The sequence below is a fragment of the Amycolatopsis sp. NPDC049691 genome (assembly GCF_040675005.1).
GTDB lineage: Bacteria > Actinomycetota > Actinomycetes > Mycobacteriales > Pseudonocardiaceae > Amycolatopsis.
This window is the reverse complement of the sequence record NZ_JBFANX010000032.1, coordinates 12,311-31,819: the sequence shown is the minus strand read 5'-3', so window position 1 is coordinate 31,819 and position 19,509 is coordinate 12,311. Positions and strand designations below refer to the sequence as shown.

Sequence of the window (19,509 nt, the reverse complement as noted above, 5' to 3'; positions counted from 1 at the left end):
AGGCAGAAGAGCACGTGATCCCGTCGCCGGGCGACTCTTATTTTATGTCGAGAAATAACTACCTCGAAACCTATTGACGCCGCCCGCTCGCCCGGTGAGGATCGGCCGGTCCGCCGTTCATCGCAGAATGGACCAGACCATGGCCAGAAGATCCCGCGCGTGGGTCCGTGCGCGCCGAAGTTCGCTCGTCACCTTGATGAGCCTGAGTCTGCTGGGCGGGATCGCCCAAGCGACGCCGGCCCAAGCCGACGCACCGGCACAGCCCGTCATCGGCCAGCCGGCCAAGGACAAGGACGGCTGCGCCAAGATCGAGAACAGCCTGCCCACCCTCGCCGACTGGCCGAAGGTCGACAGCCGGTTCAAGGGCAAGGCCGGCGACGAGGCGCGCATCGCCCAGATCCTCTCCGGGATGACCCTGGAGGAGAAGGTCGGGCAGATGACGCAGCCCGAGATCACCTCCATCACCCCCGACGAGGTCAAGCAGTACGCGATCGGCTCCGTCCTCAACGGCGGCGGCGCGTGGCCCGGCGGCAACAAGCACGCCACCCAGCAGGACTGGCTGAACCTCGCCGACGCCTACTGGAACGCCTCGAAGACCAGCCGCACCAAGATCCCCGTCATCTGGGGCATCGACGCGGTGCACGGCAACAACAACGTCTACGGCGCCACCGTGTTCCCCCACAACATCGGGCTCGGCGCCGCGCACGACCCGTGCCTCGTCCGCGACGTCGCCGGCGCCACCGCCCGGCAGATCCGCGCCACCGGCCAGGACTGGGCCTTCTCGCCCACCCTCGCGGTCGTGCAGGACGACCGCTGGGGCCGCACCTACGAAGGCTTCTCCGAGGACCCGCGCATCACGCGCTCCTACGGCTTCGAGGCCATCAACGGCCTCCAGGACGGCGCCACCAAGCGCATCGGCTACAACGGCGTGATCGCCACCGCCAAGCACTTCATCGGTGACGGCGGCACCCTCAAGGGCCAGGACCAGGGCGTCAACCCGTCGTCCGAGGCCGACATGATCAACATCCACGGCCAGGGCTACTACGGCGCGCTCGCCGCCGGCACGCAGACCGTCATGGTGTCGTTCAACAGCTGGACCAACACCGACCTCGGCATCAACGAGGGCAAGCTGCACGGCAGCGACAAGGCGCTGAACCAGATCCTCAAGGGCAAGATGGGCTTCGACGGCCTGGTCGTGTCCGACTGGAACGGCATCGGCCAGGTCACCGGCTGCACGAACTCCTCGTGCCCGCAGGCGATCAACGCCGGCATCGACATCGTGATGGTGCCCGCCGACTGGAAGGCGTTCATCACCAACACCGTCGCCCAGGTCCGGAACGGCCAGATCCCGATGTCCCGGATCGACGACGCCGTCACCCGCATCCTGCGCGTGAAGATCCGCGACGGCCTCTTCGAGTCGCAGAAGCCGTCCGACCGCTCCTACGCGAACTCCGACGAGGCGCTGAAGGACAACTGGCTGGCCCGCGACGCCGCGCGCGAGTCGCAGACGCTGCTGAAGAACAACGGCAACGTGCTGCCGCTGAAGCCGAAGTCGAAGGTCCTGGTGGTCGGCAAGAGCGCCGACAACATCCAGAACCAGACCGGCGGCTGGACGCTGAGCTGGCAGGGCACCGGCAACACCAACGCCGACTTCCCCAACGCCACCTCGATCCTCACCGGGATCAAGGAAGACCTCGGCGCCGAGAACGTCACGTTCGACGCCACCGGCACCGTCGACCCGAAGGGTTACGACGCCGTCATCGCGGTCATCGGCGAGACGCCGTACGCCGAGGGCGTCGGCGACCTCACCCGCAAGACCCTGGAAGCGGCGAAGCTCTACCCCGAGGACCTGGCCGTGCTGGACAAGGTCAGCGGCAAGGGCACCCCGGTCGTCACCGTGTACGTCGGCGGCCGCCCGCTGTACATGAACAAGGAGATCAACCGCTCCGACGCGTTCGTGGCGGCCTGGCTGCCCGGCACCGAGGGCGGCGGCGTCGCGGACATGCTGGTGAAGGGCAAGGACGGCACGGGCTACCAGGGCACGCTGTCGTACTCGTGGCCGAAGAGCGCATGCCAGTCGCCGCTCAACCCGTGGTCGCCGGACTACGACCCGCTGTTCAAGCTGGGCTACGGCCTGAAGACCGGCCAGCGCGTCACGATCGGCAAGCTGGACGAGACCGAAGGCCCGGCGTCGTGCGCGTCGACCGGTGGCGGCGGCACCGCGACGGAGGACCTCGAGCTGTACAACCGCACCGACGTCCCGCCGTACAAGAGCTTCATCGGCTCGGCGTCCAACTGGGGCGGCACGGAGATCGGCCCGGACGGCATCGCGGAACACCCCGAGATCAACACGGTCCCGACGGACGTCAACGTCCAGGGCGACGGCCTGAAGACGACCTGGACCGGCACGGGTGCCGCCCAGTTCTACCTCCAGAACCCGGCGGGCACGAACGACCTCAGGAGTTACCTGAACGCGGACGGCGCACTGGAGTTCGACACGATCGTGCAGCAGGCACCGACGAACCGCACGGTGATCAGCATGCACTGCGTCTACCCGTGCTTCTCCGAGGTGAACGCGACGAAGCTGTTCACGGACCTCGCGGGCGGCGCGAAGACGACGGTGAAGATCCCGTTGTCCTGCTTCAACAACGGGCTGGACTTCGAGAACATCAACACCCCGTTCCTGGTGTACACGGACGCGCCGTTCCAGGCGTCGTTCGCGAACGTGCGCTGGGTGCCCAACGGGGCGAAGGATCCCGACGCGAGACCTTGTTCGAGTTTGACCTGATCGGCGACCGGGCCGGGAGCGGAAAGCTCCCGGCCCGGTCCGTTTCACGGCGTAAACCCCGCGTTCATCGCGACGGGGCGGGAGCCGCCGCCGGCGTAAGGACGTGGGTGTAGGCCCGTAGCCTTCTGGCTGCGGGCCTTTCCCATGTTCGACTGTCACGCTGCGAATGGCAGTGGTTGGTGCAGGTTGTTGCATCTGGGTTTTCGGTGTTTGTCCAGGAATGCTAGTGGGAGGAACTCGGGGAGGCCGTCGGCGGCGATGCGGACTTCCCACCCTGAGCGGTGGAGTAGTCGGTGGTGGTGGGCGCACATCAGGACTAGGTTGTTCAGGTTGGTGGGGCCTCCGTCGGCCCAGTGGCGGATGTGGTGGCCCTGGCAGTGGCGGGGTGGGCGGTGGCAGCCGGGGAAGGCGCAGCCGCGGTCGCGCAGGAACAACGCTCGGCGGAGGCCTGCGGAGATCAGGCGGCGGAGCCGTCCGAGGTTCAGGGGTTCGCTGTTCTCGCCCAGTACCGCGGGGATGATCATGCTGTCGCAGGCGTGGATGCGGGCTTCTGCCGCCGTGATGGTGCCGGTGTCTCCGAGGGTGGCGTGGCCGACGCCGGACTTGAGGTCCTTCAGCGATACCGCGACCATCACGTGCGCCCGCTCGCCGGCCTGCATGGGCAGGTCCGGGGAGTTGAGGGCGAGATCCACTGCGTCGGAGAAGGCGTCGCCGTAGCGTTCCTGCGGGGATCGCAGGTCGGCGCCCTCGGAGGGGTTGGTGCGGCGTTCGGCCAAGGCGTCGAGCAGGGCGCTGGCGCGGGTGCCGGTTTCGTCGTCGAAGCGGCCGTGCAGCTCCCAGACTCCGGTCCGTTTGCGGCGCAGGGACAGTTCCCGGCTGGGAGTGGCAGGTTCGGTGGGGTCGGGTTCGGGACCGTCGGGGTCGAGGTGGGCGACGATGCGGGCGCCGAGGGCAGCGACCTGCCTGTAACCCGCGCTCGAAGCCAGGGCCAGCAGGTGCTGCTCGGCCTCCTCGCGGTGCTCGAGCGGGACCTGGGTGAGGGCGCCGACGATGGTGTCGATCATCGGGTTACTCAGGCGGCCCTCCGCCGCGGCGGCCGCGGTAGCGGGGGCGACAGGGGGCGGGCTGTCGAGGTGGTGGCCGGGGTGCAGGGCCTGGGCTCGTTTGACCATCGTCTCGGCAGCGGACTTCGGGATGTCGGCCAAGTGCTCGAGAAGCCGGGCAACCGAGCGGTAGCCGAAGAGTCCCATCACACCGCGAGACTCGATTTCCACCAGCAGCGCACCGATCTCAGCCTCGGCAGAACGCACCACGGCGAGCAGGGTCGAGATGCGATCGGCCAGGGCCATCGCATCCGTCTGCCACGCCGTTTCCGTTGCCATACAACAAGGTTAGCCGAACCCGAACACACGATCACCACACGAACGAGCGAACCTAGTGCTGCATACCATAAGACTTCTGACACGGGTAACCGTCACCAGTAGCCGACCAGGTCGCAGGATAACCGTTCTGCGCCCACGCCGCATACGCCTGCGCGTAGGAATACCCGCGCGCGTGGAGCCACTGGCACGGCGTCTGCCCCACCTCCGGCGTGATGGTGATCCACGGCTGGGCGGAAATCCAGCTCGGCTGCGCGTACCACTGCGTGGCCGCGCCCTTCGGGGTGACGACGACCGTTTGCGGCGGCTGGACTACCACCGTCTGCGGCGGCACGGTGACCGTCGGCGTGCTCGGCGCCGTGGTGACCACTGTGGACACCGCCGGCTGGCCGGAGATCGTGCGCGGCAGCCCGCACGCGGCCAACGCCAGTACGGCGGAAAGGGCTGCTGTGAAGCGAAAGAGACGCATGGCTGGCTCATTTCGTCCGGGTCATGTGGCTGCCGGTGATGACGCCGCCGGAAACGGTGTACGTGCTCGCGAACGTCCTGGTGCTGCCGTCGGTCTGGACCGCCGACAGCACCACCGAAACCGTGCTCCCGCGGACGTCGGTGACCGTCAGCGTGTCCCACGACGTCGTCGCGAAACCGTTGACGTACTTGGCATACCCGCCGCCGCCCGCGATGCGGCTGCCGCCGAGCGACCACGCCATCGCGAAGTCGCGGCGGTTGATCGCGTCGTAGTACGCGACGACCGTGCGCGCCTCCGCGGTGTCCGTCGGCGCGGCGTACGCGGGCGGCTGCACGTAAACCGGCGCGGGCACGGCGACGATGGTGGTACTGACCGGCGCGGCGACGGGCACTCCGACCACCGACGGCACCCCGCACGCGGCGGCACCCGCTCCGATCAGGACGGCGACGAGAACTCCGGCGGATTTCATGGGAATCAACTTCTTCCGTGTCCGCCCCCTGGAATCGGCCGCTCGCGCCGATCTGCAACGGATCCGCGAGAACGCGACCCAAGCGTTATCCCGTGGGATTCACCCGTTCCGGCGCGCGATGTCGTAAGCCGTCATCGCGGCCGCCAGGTGGCGGGCGTCCGCCGGCCGCGTCGCGTCGTAGCCGGTGATCAGCTGGATGCGGCCCAGCCGGTACGTCAGCGTGTTGCGGTGAATACTCAACGCCCTAGCCGCTTCACCGCGGTTGTAGCCCGACGTCACGAAAGCGCGCAGAGCGTCGATCAGGTGCGGGTGGTCCGCCAACGGCGCCAGCACCGCGGCCAACGCTTCCCGGGCCGGGCTCGGCTGGGCGATCTGGTACTCGATGGCCAGGTCGGCCAGCCGGTAGAGCCGCGGCGGCCGCCCCAGGTTCTCCGCCAGCGCAAGGATTTCCAGGGCCGAAGAGTGCGCGAACGGAATGTCCGCGTGAGTCGAAGCGCGGGCCGTGGCCGCGGTGCACCGGCGGCCGCAGACCCGGTCCACCCGAGCCGCTACCTCCTCGACCGGCGACATGGTCGGCACCAGGAGCACGCCGCCGTCACCCTTGAACGTCACCAGCACACCCGGTTGACCGTCCAAATCGGACCGGACCGCGCGGAACAGGTCCGTCGCCGCGCGGGAATCCGCGGCGGCGGGCAACGCGGGCAGGTGGAACACCACGACGTCGTACGCCTCGGCCAGCTCGCGGCGCCCCACCGGGCGGCCGGCGAGCAGGTTGGCCGTGAGGTGCTGCCGGTCCTCGCGCCGCTCCCAGTCGAGGTCGTCGCGCTCGCGCAGGTACGCCGAGGCGACGCGCGGCATCACCTCGCCGAGGAAGTCGAGCATCCGCGCCCCGAGCAGCGCGCGGTCGCCGTCGGCCCGCTCCCACGCGACCCGGGCGGCCAGCGGGTAGATCCGCAGCACGGCTTCCAGCGGCAGGCCGTCGCGAGCCCGCTCGGCACCCCACGCGATCGGCCGGGCGAGTTCTTCCTCGGTCGGCAGGCGGTCCTCCGCCACCGTGGTGAGGAACAGCTCGAACACGGCCATCGCGTTGGCGACCAGGTCGCCCTCCAGCACGCTCGCCGGCAGCAGCCGGTACGCCGGGATCTCGGCGGCGCACCGGGCGATCATCGCGGCGGCGATCTCCCCCGACCGCGGGAAGAGCGCCTCGACGGCATCCATCCGCACATTGTCACCATGCACAAACGGCCACGGCAAGTTTCTGCGCGTTTTACCAGCAGACAGCGTTGATCAACCGGCGCATGCTGTGCACACCACCAGACGAAGGGACTTCGCGATGGCGCGGGGAACGAAACGATGGCTGGCCGCGATCGGCCTGGCGGGGGTGCTGACGCTGAGCGCCGCCGTCCCGGCCCAGGCGGCCACCGGCGGGAACAACGACTTCGGCTGCCGCCCGAGCGCGGCCCACCCCAACCCGGTCGTCCTGCTGCACGGCACCTTCGCCACCTACTACGAGGACCTCAACTTCCTGCAGGCCGACCTGGCCGCCCGCGGCTACTGCACGTTCTCGCTGACCTACGGCGCCTACCCGCAGTTCCCCTTCGCCGGCGGGCTCAAGCCGGTGGCGGAGTCGTCGCTGGAGATCAAGGCCTTCGTCGAGAAGGTCCGCGCGGCCACCGGCGCGGCCAAGGTCGACGTCGTCGGGCACTCCGAGGGTGGCCTCCAGTCGCTCTACCTGGCCAAGATGCAGGGCATCCAGCGCGAACTCGGGCAGGTCGTCGCGATCGCCCCGCCGACGCACGGCGCGAACGCGTCCGGTCTCCTGACGCTGGCCTACACCCTGCTCGGCAAGAGCACGTGGGACACGATCGTCAAGACCATCGGCCTGCCGATCTTCGCCGACGAGCTGGACGGCGGCGCGGCGATCGTCGCGCTGAACACCGGCCCGGTCGCCCAGCCCGGCATCGGCTACACGATCATCACCTCCCGCTACGACGAGCTGGTGACGCCGACCGAAACGTCGTTCGTCCGCGAGCCGGGCGTGCGGAACCAGTACGTCCAGGACTTCTGCCCGGTGGACCCGGTCGGCCACATCGGCGAGGCCTACGACCTCAACGTGTGGCACCTGGTCCGCAATGCCCTCGACCCGGCGAACGCGGCCCCGATCAAGGTCTGCGCCGCGGGCTCGCCCGGCTGAGTATCTGCACCCGCGCGTTCCCCCTCTTCTCGGTGCGAGCGGAGGGGGAACAGATGAACGACGGCGTCTTCGAACGCGTCGAGCGGCTGAGCCGGCGGGAGCGCGAGATCTTCGGCCTGCTCGGCCACGGCCTGTCCAACCGCGGGATCGCCCGCCGGCTGGACATCAGCGAGCGCACCGTGAAGTTCCACGTCAGCAACGTCCTGCTCAAGCTGCGCGTCGAGTCGCGGCTGCAGGCCGGCTCGGTGGCGTGCCTGCTGCGCGCCCGGCCTCCCCTGAACGGCGCAAGTCCAAGGTCCAGTGTCGCCGCCGCGCCCGCGGCGGGAGGCTGGCTGCCGGGCGGAGCCGCCGCCCGGAACGGGGAGGAGCCGGAATGAGGAGATGGGCAGGCGTCGCCGCCGTCGTGGTGCTCGGGGGGTTGCTGGTCCACGGCACAGCGCACGCGGGAACACCCGCGGTGCCGGGCAAGGCTTCCGCCGCCGTGGTCCAGCAGTCGACCGCGGCCGAAAAGGACGTCCTCAGCTCGTGGACGCCCGAACGGATGCGGGCGGCCAAGCCGGCCGACGTCCCGCGCGAACAGCACGGGGCCGAACCGCAGTCGCACGTCCTGCCCGCGCAGGCCGCGCCGGGCGCGGCGGTGGCGAAGACCGTGCCCCAGGCCCCGGCGGCGTTGACCTCGCTCAGCCAGTCGCAGGTCTGGACCGCGCACGGCCAGATGCCCGCGACGACCGTCGGCAAGCTGTACTTCGACGAGCCCGACGGCGGCCACCAGTGCACCGCGAGCGTCGTCAACTCGACGAACCGCAGCATGATCTGGACCGCCGGGCACTGCGTCACCGACGGCGCGAAACACTGGTACAGCAACTTCGTCTTCGTGCCGGACTACGCCGGTTCCGGTGAGCCGCTGGGCCGGTGGAGCTGGAAGTCGGTGTCGACGCCGAACGGCTACTTCGACGGCGGGGACAGCGACTACGACTTCGCGGCCATCACGCTCTGGCCGCGGGCCGGCGTCAGCGTCGCCAACGTGACCGGCTGGCAGGGCTACAAGTTCGGCCAGGGTTACGACTGGAACGTCTACGAGTTCGGCTACCCGTTCGACACGCACCCGGCCCGCGCCGGCATCACCGGCCAGCAGCTGCGCTACTGCACCGGGACGACGTGGCGCCCCGGGATCTGGCCGTTCCAGCCCGACCAGGAGGCGATCCACTGCGACCAGGGCCACGGCGCGAGCGGCGGCCCCTGGCTCGACGACCTGCAGCTGTCCCGCGGCTGGGGCTACCTCGTCGGCAACGTGAGCTACCACTCCGACGACAACTCGGACGAGGAGCGCAGCCCGCACTTCGGCGACGCGGCGATCAACGTCTACAACGCCCAGCAAGCCGCCTGACCCCACCCGTCGTGAGTGAGAAACAGGGTTAGCACCCTGTTTCTCACTCACGAGGGCGTCAGGCGAGGCCGATGGCGAACACGTGCAGGTTGGGGTCCGCAGGCAGGGTCACCGACGCAATCTGCTTCCCGGGCGGGGCGTCGAACGGCGTCGTCGCGTAGATCGACGCCCCGCCGCCCGGCCCGCCCGGCTGGTTGCGGTGGTCCGTGCGGGCCACCAGGGTGTTGCCGAACACCGGGTCCGTGCCGCCGCCGGGGAACACCCAGTCGCCGAAGGACAGGTCGGCGGCCGCGGTGGTGCCGTCGGTGAACGTCACCGTCGCCGACGCCCGGTGGTCGCCGTTCGAAGCCGTGCCGATGAACGACAACCGCGTCCCGGACACGCGGACCGGCTGCCCGGCCGGGACGACGTTGTCCGGCCGGCCCGCCGGCGCCGCGGGCCAGACGAACGACGTGCCCACCGCCTGCGAGGTCTGACCGCCCACCAATCCGGCCGCGGCCAAGGCCTGCCGCGACAGGCTGTTCCCGGCGCCGTCGATGTCGGCCGCCCCGGTGTCACCGTCGTCCGAGATGCCGACGTTCGAGTACGCCGCCGCCAGTCCATCCGGCGGCGCGACCAGCACGATCACCGAGCCCGGCACCGACGCCGGGCCGCCGCGGACGGTCACCGGCACCTGGTAGTAACCCTCGGGTGTCCCGGCGGCCACCGACACGGTCAGCTTCGCGGAACCGCCGCCGGTCCGGTCGTCGAGCCGCAGCTGCCGCGGCCCGGTCACCGAGATCCCGGCCGGCGCCTGCGTGGTCACGTCGAGCACGCGGTCGTGCCCGCCGAGCCGTTGTGCGCTGACCGTGGCTTCCCCGGTGCTCCCGGGCGGGACGACGACCTGGTTGGTCGCCGACGCCAGGAACGGCCGCTCACTGTCGCGATAGGACGGTGGCGTGGCGTCCGCCGCCCACCGCTTGTCCGGAGTGGACACCAGGGAGAAGTCCAGCCGGCCACCGTCGCGCACGGTGCCGGCCGGCAGCGACGTCCGGTTCCAGTCCCGGCCGTTCAGCGACAACGAGTGGACGTACGTCGCCGGCGCCTGCGGCGCACGGATGTCGAGCGTCCGCCCGGAAGGCAGCGACAGCACCGCGCGTTCGAACAGCGGGCTGTGCACGACCAGGTCCGGCGTCCCCGGCGTGGCCGGGTAGATGCCGAGCGCGGCCCAGACGTACCACGACGACTGCGCGCCGAGGTCGTCGTTGCCCGGCTCGCCGTCCGGCGTCGCGCTGAACAGCGTCGTCGCGATCTCGCGGACCACCTGCTGCGTCTTCCACGGCTGCCCGACGTGGTTGTACAGCCACGGGACGCCGAAGTCCGGCTCGTTGCCCGCCCACATGTACGGCTCGTTCGGGCCGACGTTCAGCTTCTGGAAGAACGTGTCCAACCGGGACGCGACCGCCGAAGGTCCGCCCATCGCCGTGACGAGACCGGCCGGGTCCTGCGGGACCAGCCACGTGTACTGGGCCGCGTTGCCCTCGTCGAAGCCGTCCTGGCCGAACTTGCCGGGCGGCGGCGGGACGTAGGCCGCGCCGTCCGGGAAGCGGCCGTCCTGCCCGCGCGGCTGCAGGTACCCGGTCAGCGGGTTGAAGATGTTCTGCCAGTTCTGGCCGCGCTTGGTGAACTCGCGCGCGACGTCGCGGTCGCCGATGCCCTGCGCGAACTGCGCGATCGCGAAGTCGTCGATCGCCCACTCCAAGGTGATCGACGCGCCGACGCGGGCGTGGTCGCCGCGCGAAGCGTCGTTGTTCGGCAGGTACCCGCGAGCGACGTAGTCCGCGATGCCCCGCCGTTCCTGGTACGCCCCAGGCGTGTTGTCGACCGAAGTCGCGCCCTTGACCAGGTACTTCAGCGCCGTCGTGACGTCGAAGTCGCGCGCCCCGAAGGCGTAGAGGTTGGAGATCAGCGCCACCGAGCTGTCGCCGGTCATCTGGCCGGTGTAGGCGTTCGCCAACGGCCAGCGCGGCCACCAGCCACCCTGCACGGCGTCGTTGGTCAGCGACTGCGCCATGTCGCTCGCTTCCTTCGGGAACAGCATGGCGTGCAGCGGCGCGAGCGAGCGGTAGGTGTCCCAGTCGGAGAAGTTCGCGTACTGGTGGCGCCCCGCGGGCAGCGTCCGGATCCGGTTGTCGAAGCCGATGTAGCGCCCGTCGGCGTCGTCGAACGTGTTGGGGTGCATCAGCGAGTGGTACAGCGCGGTGTAGAACGTCTTGAGCTGCGCGGGATCACGGCCGGCGACGCGGATCTTGCCCAGCGCCTGCGTCCACTTGTCCCTTGTGGACTTTCGCACCGCACCGAAGTCCCAGCCCGGGACCTCCGCGGCCATGTTGGCCTTCGCGCCGTCGACGCCCACATAGGACATCGACACCTTCGCGTGCACGGTCTGCGAACCGAACGTCAGGTACGCGCCCGCGCGCGGCGAGTCGACGCGGTCGGTGCCCGGGTCGACCGACGAGCCGTCCCACGTGCCGTGCGCGGTGAACGGCTGGTCGAACGCGATGTCGTAGTAGACCGTGTACTTGTTGCCCTTGCCGCAGAAGTTGCCGGTGGTCGCCGAGCCGCTGACCTCGCGGTCCCCGGTGATCTGCAACGTCGCGGCGGAGTTCCCGGCCAGGCTGGCCCCGCCCTTGACCAGCACCTGCGGCGTCGAGCCCGCCGGGTAGGTGAACGTCGCGAGCCCGGTGCGGGTCGTCGCGGTCAGCTCCGCCCGGACCTTCGAGTCGTCGAGCGTCACGGCGTAGTAGCCCGGTTCGGCCTGTTCGCCGTCGTGGCCGAAGTGCTCGGTGCGGTCCCAGGGCGCGCTGCCGACGTCGCCGGTGACCGGCAGGAGCGGCACGTCGCCGAACGCGGTGCAGCCGACCGAGGCGTGGTCGAGGCTGAACCCGCGGATCCGGTCGGAGTGGTACTGGTAGCCGGCGTACGCGCCCTGGGTGTCCGGCGAAAACTGCATCATCCCGAACGGCGCCGCCGGCCCGGGGAAGTTGTTGATCTCGCCGACCGAACTGCCGCCCCGGCCGGTGCCGATCAGCGGGTCGACGTAGGCCGCCGGATCGCCGACCAGCGGTGACAACGTTGTCGGAGCCGCCGAAGCGACGGCGGGTGCCCCGATCACCGCCGTCGCGACCACCGCCGCCATGAACCTGTACCGCACCCGGTGCCTCCCGAAGCCGACAGCCTTGTCATCCGACCTTTGCCTGCGGCCGGGCCCGGGGTCAACACTTTGACAAAGACCTGGCTCGTGCCCTCAAGGTATGAAGATCCGGTCAGGATCGGGTGGGGACCGTGTCAGGACGCCTAACCTCGACGCCGTGTGCGCACGTGTACTGGTCGCCGAGGACGACGAGAAGCAGGCCGAGGTGCTCCGGCTCTACCTCGAGAGCGAAGGGCACACCGTGGTGCTGGCCCCGGACGGCCGCGCGGCCCTCGACGAGGCCCGCCGCGAGCGGCCCGACCTGCTGGTCCTCGACGTGATGATGCCCGAGGTCGACGGGTTGGACGTCTGCCGCATCCTGCGCGGCGAGTCCGACGTCGCGGTGCTGATGCTCACCGCCCGCGCGACCGAGGAGGACCTGCTGCTCGGCCTCGACCTCGGCGCCGACGACTACCTGACCAAGCCCTACAGCCCGCGCGAGCTGATGGCCCGGGTCCGCACGCTGCTGCGCCGGACGTCGGCCCGCAGCGAGCCGCCCGACCCGGCGCTGCGGGCCGGCGCCCTGCGGCTCGACCCGGTCCGGCACGAGGTGTCGGTCGACGGCCGCCCGGTCGAGACCACCCCGGGCGAGTTCCAGCTGCTGGAGACGCTGATCCGGCAGCCGGGCCGGGTCTTCACCCGGCGGCAGCTGCTGGAGCTGACCCGCGGCGACGACCGGTTCGTCAGCACCCGGATCATCGACGTCCACGTCCTCAACCTGCGCAAGAAGCTCGAGCCGGACCCACAGAAACCCGTCTACCTGCGTACCGTCTTCGGCGTGGGGTACAAGCTGACGGCGGAAAATGACGCGTAGCCCGAGGCGCGCTTCTCAGCCGAGGGCGCATCAGCACAGCTTCCCTCTCCGGCGCAGTCTCGTCGTCCGGCTGACCGCCGTCTCCCTGCTGATCGCGCTGGGCTCGATCGCCGCGACCGCGTGGCTCGCCGTGCAGACCACCACCCGGGCCATCCAGCAGGAGCAGGGCCAAGCGCTGTCGGGCGACGCGACCATCTACACCGAGCTGATCGGCTTCGCCGCGGTCAACCACACCTGGGACCAGGTCGGCCCGCGGCTGCGGGAGCTGTCCGCCGGCACCGGCCGCCGGATCGTGCTGACCACCCTCGACCGCCGGGTGCTCGGCGACTCCGGCGGCGAGCCGGTCACGCTGCCGGTGAAGGCGACGGCGTCGGTCGACCCGCTGCACGTCGACCCGGTGCTGCTGCCCCAGGCCGGGACGAGCGGCATCGACCCGCGCGCGGCGGGCCCGTTCCGGCTGCCCGCGGACGAACGCGAGGACCTCGACGGCCTGGCGCGGAAGGCGGCCGCGTGCCTGACCACCCTCGGCTTCCCCAGTCAGGTGCGCCTCTCGGCGAGCGGCCGCCCGCAGCTCACCGGGCTCGACCCGCTCGCCGCCCGCTACTTCGCGGCCAAGTGCGGCATCTACGACCTCGCCACGCCGACGCCGACCGAGCAGGCCGCGCTCGACCGACTCGACGAAGCCGTGAACCGCTGCCTACAGGCCCAGGGCGCCGAGCAGGTGAAGCTGGGCCTCGACTTCGACGCGCTCGGCGTCGCCGACCAGGGCCCCAGCCGAGCCTGTGTCGACTCCGCCCGCCGCGCGCAGCTGACGCCGTTCGTCGCGCCGCCCGCGTTGCTCTTCACGCTCGGCCCCGGCGGGTCGCAGCTGCCGACGTTCACGCTGTCGAAGGAGAACCTCACCCGGATCCTCGCGGTCACCGGCGGCGTGCTGGTGCTGGCCGCGGCGATCACCGTGCTGGTCGCGCGGCGGCTGTCGCGGCCGCTGCGCGCGCTGACCGAGGCCGCGAAGCAGGACCGGCCGGCGCCGGTGAAGTCCCGCGACGAGGTCGGCTACCTCGCCGCCGCGTTCAACGACCTCACCGCCCGCCGCGAGCGCATCGAAGAGCAGCGCAAGGCGATGGTCAGCGACATCGCCCACGAGCTGCGCAACCCGCTCAACGTCATCCGCGGCCGGCTGGAGGCCGCCGAGGACGGGCACCTGCCGTTCGACCGGGCCCTGACGACGTCGCTGCTCGAAGAAACCGTGCTGCTGCAGCACATCGTCGAGGACCTGCAGGACCTCGCCGCGGCCGACGCCGGCCGGCTGCGGCTGCACCCGGAGCCGGTGGACGCCGCCGAGCTGGCCGGCCACGTCGCCGCCGCGCACGCCGACCGGGCCGCCGCGGCCGGCGTCACGCTCGCCGTGGAGGCGGCCGGCCCGACCGGGCTCGACGCCGACCCGGTGCGGCTGCGGCAGATCGTCGGCAACCTGGTGACGAACGCCATCCGCCACACGCCGGCCGGCGGCCGGGTGACGATCCGTGTCTCGTCCACTGTGGACATCGTGACGCTCGCCGTCGCGGACACCGGCACCGGGATCGCCGCCGCGGACCTGCCGCACGTGTTCGACCGGTTCTGGCGGGCCGAGAAGTCCCGCAGCCGCCAGACCGGCGGCAGCGGGCTCGGCCTCGCCATCGTGCGCCACCTGGTGGCCGCGCACGGCGGCACGGTCACCGTCGAGTCCGAAGTGGACGCCGGGTCGACGTTCACCGTCCGGCTACCGAAGCCGGATCTCCGTGGTGAGGGTGCCGGGGTGCGGGACGCGCAGGACGTGCAGCCGCCGGGCGCCGTCGCGGAGGAACGTGACGGCGGTGGCGGTGACGGTCGCGGCCAGTCCGGTGCCCCAGCCGATGGTCACCGTCGTGCCGCCGCGGCGGATCGTCAGCCCTGACGCGGTCGCCGCGGCGTCGGCGCCGTGGGCGACCGGGGTGCCGTCGGAGAAGCGCACGTCGTCGCCCGGGTGCAGGACCAGCGGAATCTGCTCGGTGAGCGGGGTCGTGCCGCGGACCGCGCGGGTGACGGTGTCGCGGGTGATCGTCAGGTCCGTCCGGATGCGACTGTCCAATCCGTACCGGACGACGACCGGCGCGGAGCCGGGCACCTTCCGGCTGCCGTCCCACTCACGGTCGCCGATGGCGTAGGTGGCGTCGAGGAGGCCGCGCGCGTCCGGGGAGCCGTTCGGGAGCAGGCTGGCCCAGCACTGGGTGTCGTCCTGTTGCGAGTGGACGACCATGCCGGCCCGCGGGTGCCACAGCATGCCCTGCGCGCCCCGGACGTAGCTCGACGGCCGCGTGCCCCAGAACCCGGCCAGGTACAGCCGCGGGCGGCGCACGTAGACGTAGGTCTGGTTCAGCTCGGTGTCCCGGCGCTGGACGGCGAAGTCGGTCGACCGCAGGTACGGCAGCTGCCGGATCGACTCCTGCTTCTCGCCGCGCGACGGGAACGCCTCGCCGTAGGAGACGTGCGCGAGGATGCGTGGCGAGGTGTCCTGTTTGGCCGGTCCGACGGCCGGGCCCGGGGTCGCCGCCCACTGCCCGCGCGTCTCGGCGCGGTCTTCCCGGGTGGTGAAGAACGCGGCCAGGTCCGGCACTTCGGGGACGAACAGCGAAGCCAGGTTGGTCCGGTCCGGGTCCGGGATGACGTCGTCGTAATAGGACACGTGCGTGCGGCTCGACGTGGCGACGTAGGTCAGCGAACCCGAGCCGTCCGGTTCGCGGACGACGTTGTAGCCGAACCAGTCCGCGAACTTCCGGGCCATGCGCACGACCGTGCGGTCGCGGGTCAGCGCGTAGATCTCGGCGATCTCCGGGAGCATCACCTCGAAGTTGTAGTTGACGTCCATCCCGGTCGGCTCGTAGAAGAAGCCGGCCGGGCTCTGGCCGTTCGCGGCGAGGAACTCGATCCGGTCCCGCAACTGCTTGCCCAGCACGGCGTCCGGGTCGAGCTTCAAAGCGAGCTGCGACGACGACAGCCCGGACGCGTTCTGGTTGGCGTACTCGACGGGGTGCACCCAGATCGGGTTGGCCGGGTTCAGGAACCACGTCATGCCCTGGTACAGCGCGGCTTCGATCTCGGCCCGGCGAGCGGGCAGCGCGTTGACCTGACGCAGGTTGGCCAGCGTCTTCGCGAGGTAGCCCAGGCCGAACCCGGTGGCGGCCTTGGACTTCTCGGTGATCGAGTACTCCGGGAACGAGCCGTCGGCGTGCTGCAGGTTCAGGTAGTGCCCGATCGCCGCGTCGAGCCGGTTCCGCAGGGCGGGGTCGAGGAAGTACGGGTTCCACGCGCGCCGGTTCGCGTAGAACCAGCTCAACGTGTAGACGTGCTCCTGGACGCGGGCGTTGTACGGCTCGCTCGGCGTCCGCCACCAGCCGCCGCCGAAGAAGCCCAGAGTGGCGGGATCGGTGCTGACATCGTTGACAATGCCCGGCAAAATGGCGAGGTAGGGCCCGAAGCGCTGCTCCAGCGGCGAGAAGAGCCGCCGGTCCGGGGCGCCGGGCGGGAGCGGGGCGAGGGGCGGGAACGGCCCGGCGGCCGGCGGCACGGCCTCCGCGGCGGAGGTGCCGGCGCCGGCAGCGGCCGGCCCGGCACCCAGTAGCGGGTACCGGCCCGCGGCCGCCGCCGCTCCGGCGCCCACGAGGCCGAGCGCCGCGGCGGCGGTGGCTCCGCCGAGGAAGGTTCTGCGATCGATCACAACTGCCTCCTAGCCTTTCAGGCCGCTTTGAGCGAGCCCTTCGACGAACTGGCGCTGCGCGATGACGAACACGATCAAGACCGGCACGACCGTGGTGGTCGCGGCGGCGAGCTGGACGTTCCAGAGGTGGCCGCCGTAGACGTCGACGTACTGCGTCAGCGCCACCGGCAGCGTGAACATGCTCTTGTCGGTGAGGTACACCAGCGGTTCCAGGAAGAAGTTCCAGGTGTTGAGGAACGTGAAGATGGCGACCGCGGCCAGCGCGGGCTTGGCGATCGGCAGGGCGACGCGCCGGTAGAGCCCGAACCGCGACAGGCCGTCGAGCCGGCCCGCTTCTTCGAGTTCGTTCGGGATGGTGATGAAGAACTGCCGCATCACGAACGTCGCCAGCACGCTCGGCGCGCCGAAGATGGGCACGACGATCAGCGGCCAGTGCGTGTTGGTCAGGCCGAGGTCGTCGACCACCCGGAACAGCGGGATGATCGTGACCTCGCTCGGCACCATCAGTCCGACGAGGATCAGCGCGAAGAGCTTCTCGCCCCGGAACCGGATGCGGGCGAACGCGTACCCGGCGAGCGAGGAGAAGAACATCGTGCCGAGCGTGACGAGCACGGCGATGTAGAGGCTGTTGAAGTACTGCTGCGCCAACGGGAAGTCCGTGAACGCGGTCTTGTAGTTCTCCCACTGCGGCTGGTTCGGGAACAGCTTCGGCGGGTACGCCAACACTTCGTTGGCCGGCAGCAGCGACGCCGTGATCATCCACCAGGTGGGGAACACGAACGGCACGGCCAGCACGACCAGCACCGCGTAGCACGCGATCTTGGCCCTACGACTCATGGAACACCCACCGCTTCCGCATCCGCCACTGCAGCAGCGTGAGCACGAGGATGACGAGGAACAGCACGACCGCCAGCGCGGAGCCGTAGCCGAGGTCGTGGTTGGCGAAGGCCTGCTGGTAGAAGTAGAACACCAGCACGTTGGTGCTGTCGGCGGGGCCGCCGAGGGTGAGCACCTGGATCTGCGCGAACACCTGCAGCGCGCCGGCGACGGTGATGATCGCCGTCAGCAACGTCGTCGGGCTGATCATCGGCAGGATCACCGACCGGAGCCGCCGCCACGGCCCGGCACCGTCCAATTGCGACGCTTCCATGACGGACGCCGGGATGCCCTGCAGTGCGGCGAGGAACAGCACCATGTTCAGCCCGACGTTCTTCAGCACCTGCACGACGATCACCGACAGCATCGCCGTGCCGTTGCCGCGCAGCCAGTTCGGCCCGTCGATCCCGACGGTCCGCAGCAGCGAGTTGACGCCGCCGTTGTCCTGCAGGAGGAAGTTCCAGACGATCGTCCACGCGACGAGCGTGACGACGACCGGCGAGAAGAAGACCGTCCGGAACACCGTGGTGCCGCGCAGCTTCAGGTTGAGCAGCAAGGCCAGCGACAGCGCGAGTGCCAGGTTCAGCACGACCAGGCCGACGCAGAAGATCGCCGTCGCGCGGGCGACCTTCGGCGCGGTCGGATCGTCGAAGAGCTTGGCGTAGTTGTCCGCACCCGCGAACGACGACGTCCCGGCCAGCAGGTTGACGTCCTGGAAGCTGTACCAGACCACCGCGACCAGCGGGGCGACCACGAAGGCGAGGAACCCGAGAGCCTGCGGGGCGACGAAGAGCCACCCCGCCAGCTCGTCGCGCTTCCTCGACGTCCACGTCATTGGCTCAGCGCCGGGTCGATCGCCTGGCAGACCCCGGCGAGCGCGGCGGGCACGTTCGCGTCCGGCTTCCACATCGGGTCCAAAGCGGACTGGACGAGCGACGCGATCCGCGCGCTGCCGGTGTGCGACGGCAGCACCGCGCCGGTCTTGATCCCGTTGACGACGACCTTCTGCAGCTGGTCCTGGCTGAACAGCGGGTTCGCCTTGGCCAGGGTGGCCGCGTTGAGCAGGCTGTCGCGGGCCGGCGGGAAGTACTGGCCGAGCTTCGCCGAGTTGGCCGGGTTGGTGAAGAACGCGAGGAAGTCCGCGGCCGCCTTGGCGTGCTTGCCCTTGACCGGGACGCCGATCCCGGCCTGGCCGATGACCTGCGCGTTCGCCTTCGGCCCGGCGGGCAGCGGCACGATCCCCCACTCGAACGGCTTGGCCTTGAGCAGCCCGGCACGGCTGATCTGCGCGATCGTGAGACCGGCTTCCCCGGCGAAGAAGTCCGCCGTCGTGCCCGGGCCGGGCAGCGCCTTGTCGGTGAAGATCGCCTGGTGCAGGAACGTCATCGCGGACGTCATCTCCGGGGAGGTGAACCCGCACGTCCGGCCGTCCGGGCCCCAGGCGTCGGCGCCGAAGCCGCGCCAGACCGAGGCGAGCAGCACCCACTGCTTGTACTCGAACTCGCGGATGACCAGGCCGGCCTTGCCGGTCTCCTTCGCGGCGACCTGGGTGGCGATCTGCTTGGCCGCGTCCCAGGTCCACCGTCCACTCGCGAGCAGCTGGTCCGGGGTCTCGGTCACCCCGGCCCGGCTGAGCAGGTTCTTGTTGTAGAACATGCCGAACGGCGACGTCGAGAACGGGTAGGCGTAGAGGCCGTCGTCCTTGGTCCACAGCTTCGTCGCGGACGGCACCAGTTCACCGGCGTTGTACCCGGCGGCACTGTCCAAAGTGGGCTTGAGGTTCGTCAGGGCACCGGACTGGACGAAGTCCGGGGCGTCGCGCTCGAGGATCCACGCGAGATCGGGCGGGTTGCCGCCGGAGAGCTGGGTGGTGAGCGCGGCCGAGTACGCGCTGGTGTCGCCCGGGACGACGTCGAACTTGACCGACGCCACCTCCGGGTGCGCCGCGCGGTACTCGGCGGCGATCGAGTCGAAGAGGGCGAGCTGGTTCTTGTCCGTCGTCCAGACGGTCATGCGCAGGGCGATGTTCTTGTCGTCGCCGTCGCCGCCCGAGCACGCCGTCGAAGCCAGTGCGACGGCGGACAGGGCCGCGGCGAGCAGCCGGATTCTCCGGTAGGCCACGATGCCTCCTGGTTATTCGAATTAGCAGCGACCGTAAGTGCCGCTGT

14 protein-coding genes are annotated in these 19,509 nt (G+C 70.4%); 6 read left to right on the top strand and 8 right to left on the bottom strand.

The genetic code is table 11. From position 1 onward, the window contains the following. Nucleotides 1-196: 196 nt before the first annotated feature. Nucleotides 197-2,788, top strand: a complete 2,592-nt coding sequence (locus AB0J40_RS43735) for an exo 1,3/1,4-beta-D-glucan glucohydrolase (protein ID WP_364465903.1) — start codon at nucleotides 197-199, stop codon at nucleotides 2,786-2,788. Between the two features lie 155 nt (nucleotides 2,789-2,943). Here AB0J40_RS43735 and AB0J40_RS43730 read toward each other — a convergent pair whose 3' ends face one another. From AB0J40_RS43730 to AB0J40_RS43715, 4 genes are all read right to left on the bottom strand, one after another. After that, nucleotides 2,944-4,170, bottom strand: a complete 1,227-nt coding sequence (locus AB0J40_RS43730) for a DUF222 domain-containing protein (protein ID WP_364465901.1) — start codon at nucleotides 4,168-4,170, stop codon at nucleotides 2,944-2,946. A 52-nt stretch (nucleotides 4,171-4,222) separates the two neighbouring features. Further along, nucleotides 4,223-4,636 (bottom strand): hypothetical protein, encoded by a 414-nt coding sequence (locus tag AB0J40_RS43725; RefSeq protein WP_364465899.1) that lies wholly within the window; start codon nucleotides 4,634-4,636, stop codon nucleotides 4,223-4,225. A 7-nt stretch (nucleotides 4,637-4,643) separates the two neighbouring features. After that, nucleotides 4,644-5,105, bottom strand: a complete 462-nt coding sequence (locus AB0J40_RS43720; protein ID WP_364465897.1) for a hypothetical protein — start codon at nucleotides 5,103-5,105, stop codon at nucleotides 4,644-4,646. Between the two features lie 99 nt (nucleotides 5,106-5,204). Beyond that, a complete protein-coding gene (locus tag AB0J40_RS43715; RefSeq protein ID WP_364465895.1) occupies nucleotides 5,205-6,323 on the bottom strand; it encodes a helix-turn-helix domain-containing protein in 1,119 nt (372 codons plus the stop codon). A 115-nt stretch (nucleotides 6,324-6,438) separates the two neighbouring features. On the opposite strand from AB0J40_RS43715, the gene AB0J40_RS43710 reads away from it, so the two are divergent. The 3 genes from AB0J40_RS43710 to AB0J40_RS43700 are packed head-to-tail and all read left to right on the top strand — an operon-like array spanning nucleotide 6,439 to nucleotide 8,686. After that, complete coding sequence (locus tag AB0J40_RS43710) at nucleotides 6,439-7,299, top strand: alpha/beta fold hydrolase (RefSeq protein ID WP_364465893.1); 861 nt, start codon at nucleotides 6,439-6,441, stop codon at nucleotides 7,297-7,299. Nucleotides 7,300-7,352: 53 nt separating this feature from the next. Beyond that, nucleotides 7,353-7,676 carry a helix-turn-helix transcriptional regulator gene (locus AB0J40_RS43705; protein WP_364465891.1) on the top strand — a complete coding sequence of 108 codons (324 nt, stop codon included), beginning with the start codon at nucleotides 7,353-7,355 and terminating at the stop codon, nucleotides 7,674-7,676. Beyond that, complete coding sequence (locus AB0J40_RS43700) at nucleotides 7,673-8,686, top strand: hypothetical protein (protein WP_364465890.1); 1,014 nt, start codon at nucleotides 7,673-7,675, stop codon at nucleotides 8,684-8,686. Before AB0J40_RS43705 ends, AB0J40_RS43700 begins: the two co-directional genes overlap by 4 nt. A gap of 58 nt (nucleotides 8,687-8,744) precedes the next feature. On the opposite strand, the gene AB0J40_RS43695 is transcribed toward AB0J40_RS43700, so the two are convergent. After that, nucleotides 8,745-11,879, bottom strand: coding sequence for a GH92 family glycosyl hydrolase (locus tag AB0J40_RS43695; protein ID WP_364465888.1), 3,135 nt, complete (start codon nucleotides 11,877-11,879; stop codon nucleotides 8,745-8,747). A 157-nt stretch (nucleotides 11,880-12,036) separates the two neighbouring features. Here AB0J40_RS43695 and AB0J40_RS43690 point away from each other — a divergent pair, with 157 nt between their 5' ends. Together AB0J40_RS43690 and AB0J40_RS43685 are read left to right on the top strand one after the other, a co-directional pair. Beyond that, nucleotides 12,037-12,732 carry a response regulator transcription factor gene (locus AB0J40_RS43690; RefSeq protein WP_364465886.1) on the top strand — a complete coding sequence of 232 codons (696 nt, stop codon included), beginning with the start codon at nucleotides 12,037-12,039 and terminating at the stop codon, nucleotides 12,730-12,732. After that, nucleotides 12,722-14,665 carry a HAMP domain-containing sensor histidine kinase gene (locus AB0J40_RS43685; RefSeq protein WP_364465885.1) on the top strand — a complete coding sequence of 648 codons (1,944 nt, stop codon included), beginning with the start codon at nucleotides 12,722-12,724 and terminating at the stop codon, nucleotides 14,663-14,665. The genes AB0J40_RS43690 and AB0J40_RS43685 overlap by 11 nt, the downstream gene beginning before the upstream one ends. Before the next feature lie 1,809 nt (nucleotides 14,666-16,474). Here the strand turns inward: AB0J40_RS43685 and AB0J40_RS43680 are convergent. Genes AB0J40_RS43680 through AB0J40_RS43670 form a run of 3 tightly spaced genes read right to left on the bottom strand, consistent with a single transcriptional unit; the run spans nucleotide 16,475 to nucleotide 19,462 of the window. Then, nucleotides 16,475-17,302 (bottom strand): carbohydrate ABC transporter permease, encoded by an 828-nt coding sequence (locus AB0J40_RS43680; protein ID WP_364465883.1) that lies wholly within the window; start codon nucleotides 17,300-17,302, stop codon nucleotides 16,475-16,477. Next, nucleotides 17,292-18,176 carry a sugar ABC transporter permease gene (locus AB0J40_RS43675; protein ID WP_364465881.1) on the bottom strand — a complete coding sequence of 295 codons (885 nt, stop codon included), beginning with the start codon at nucleotides 18,174-18,176 and terminating at the stop codon, nucleotides 17,292-17,294. Before AB0J40_RS43675 ends, AB0J40_RS43680 begins: the two co-directional genes overlap by 11 nt. Beyond that, nucleotides 18,173-19,462 (bottom strand): sugar ABC transporter substrate-binding protein, encoded by a 1,290-nt coding sequence (locus AB0J40_RS43670; protein ID WP_364465879.1) that lies wholly within the window; start codon nucleotides 19,460-19,462, stop codon nucleotides 18,173-18,175. The genes AB0J40_RS43675 and AB0J40_RS43670 overlap by 4 nt, the downstream gene beginning before the upstream one ends. Between the last annotated feature and the right edge of the window lie 47 nt (nucleotides 19,463-19,509).

Coding starts and splice junctions, on each gene's coding strand:
- AB0J40_RS43735 (WP_364465903.1), top strand. CDS start 197: ATGAGCCTGAGTCTGCTGGGCGGGATCGCCCAAGCGACGCCGGCCCAA.
- AB0J40_RS43730 (WP_364465901.1), bottom strand. CDS start 4,170: ATGGCAACGGAAACGGCGTGGCAGACGGATGCGATGGCCCTGGCCGAT.
- AB0J40_RS43725 (WP_364465899.1), bottom strand. CDS start 4,636: ATGCGTCTCTTTCGCTTCACAGCAGCCCTTTCCGCCGTACTGGCGTTG.
- AB0J40_RS43720 (WP_364465897.1), bottom strand. CDS start 5,105: ATGAAATCCGCCGGAGTTCTCGTCGCCGTCCTGATCGGAGCGGGTGCC.
- AB0J40_RS43715 (WP_364465895.1), bottom strand. CDS start 6,323: ATGGATGCCGTCGAGGCGCTCTTCCCGCGGTCGGGGGAGATCGCCGCC.
- AB0J40_RS43710 (WP_364465893.1), top strand. CDS start 6,439: ATGGCGCGGGGAACGAAACGATGGCTGGCCGCGATCGGCCTGGCGGGG.
- AB0J40_RS43705 (WP_364465891.1), top strand. CDS start 7,353: ATGAACGACGGCGTCTTCGAACGCGTCGAGCGGCTGAGCCGGCGGGAG.
- AB0J40_RS43700 (WP_364465890.1), top strand. CDS start 7,673: ATGAGGAGATGGGCAGGCGTCGCCGCCGTCGTGGTGCTCGGGGGGTTG.
- AB0J40_RS43685 (WP_364465885.1), top strand. CDS start 12,722: ATGACGCGTAGCCCGAGGCGCGCTTCTCAGCCGAGGGCGCATCAGCAC.
- AB0J40_RS43680 (WP_364465883.1), bottom strand. CDS start 17,302: ATGAGTCGTAGGGCCAAGATCGCGTGCTACGCGGTGCTGGTCGTGCTG.
- AB0J40_RS43675 (WP_364465881.1), bottom strand. CDS start 18,176: ATGACGTGGACGTCGAGGAAGCGCGACGAGCTGGCGGGGTGGCTCTTC.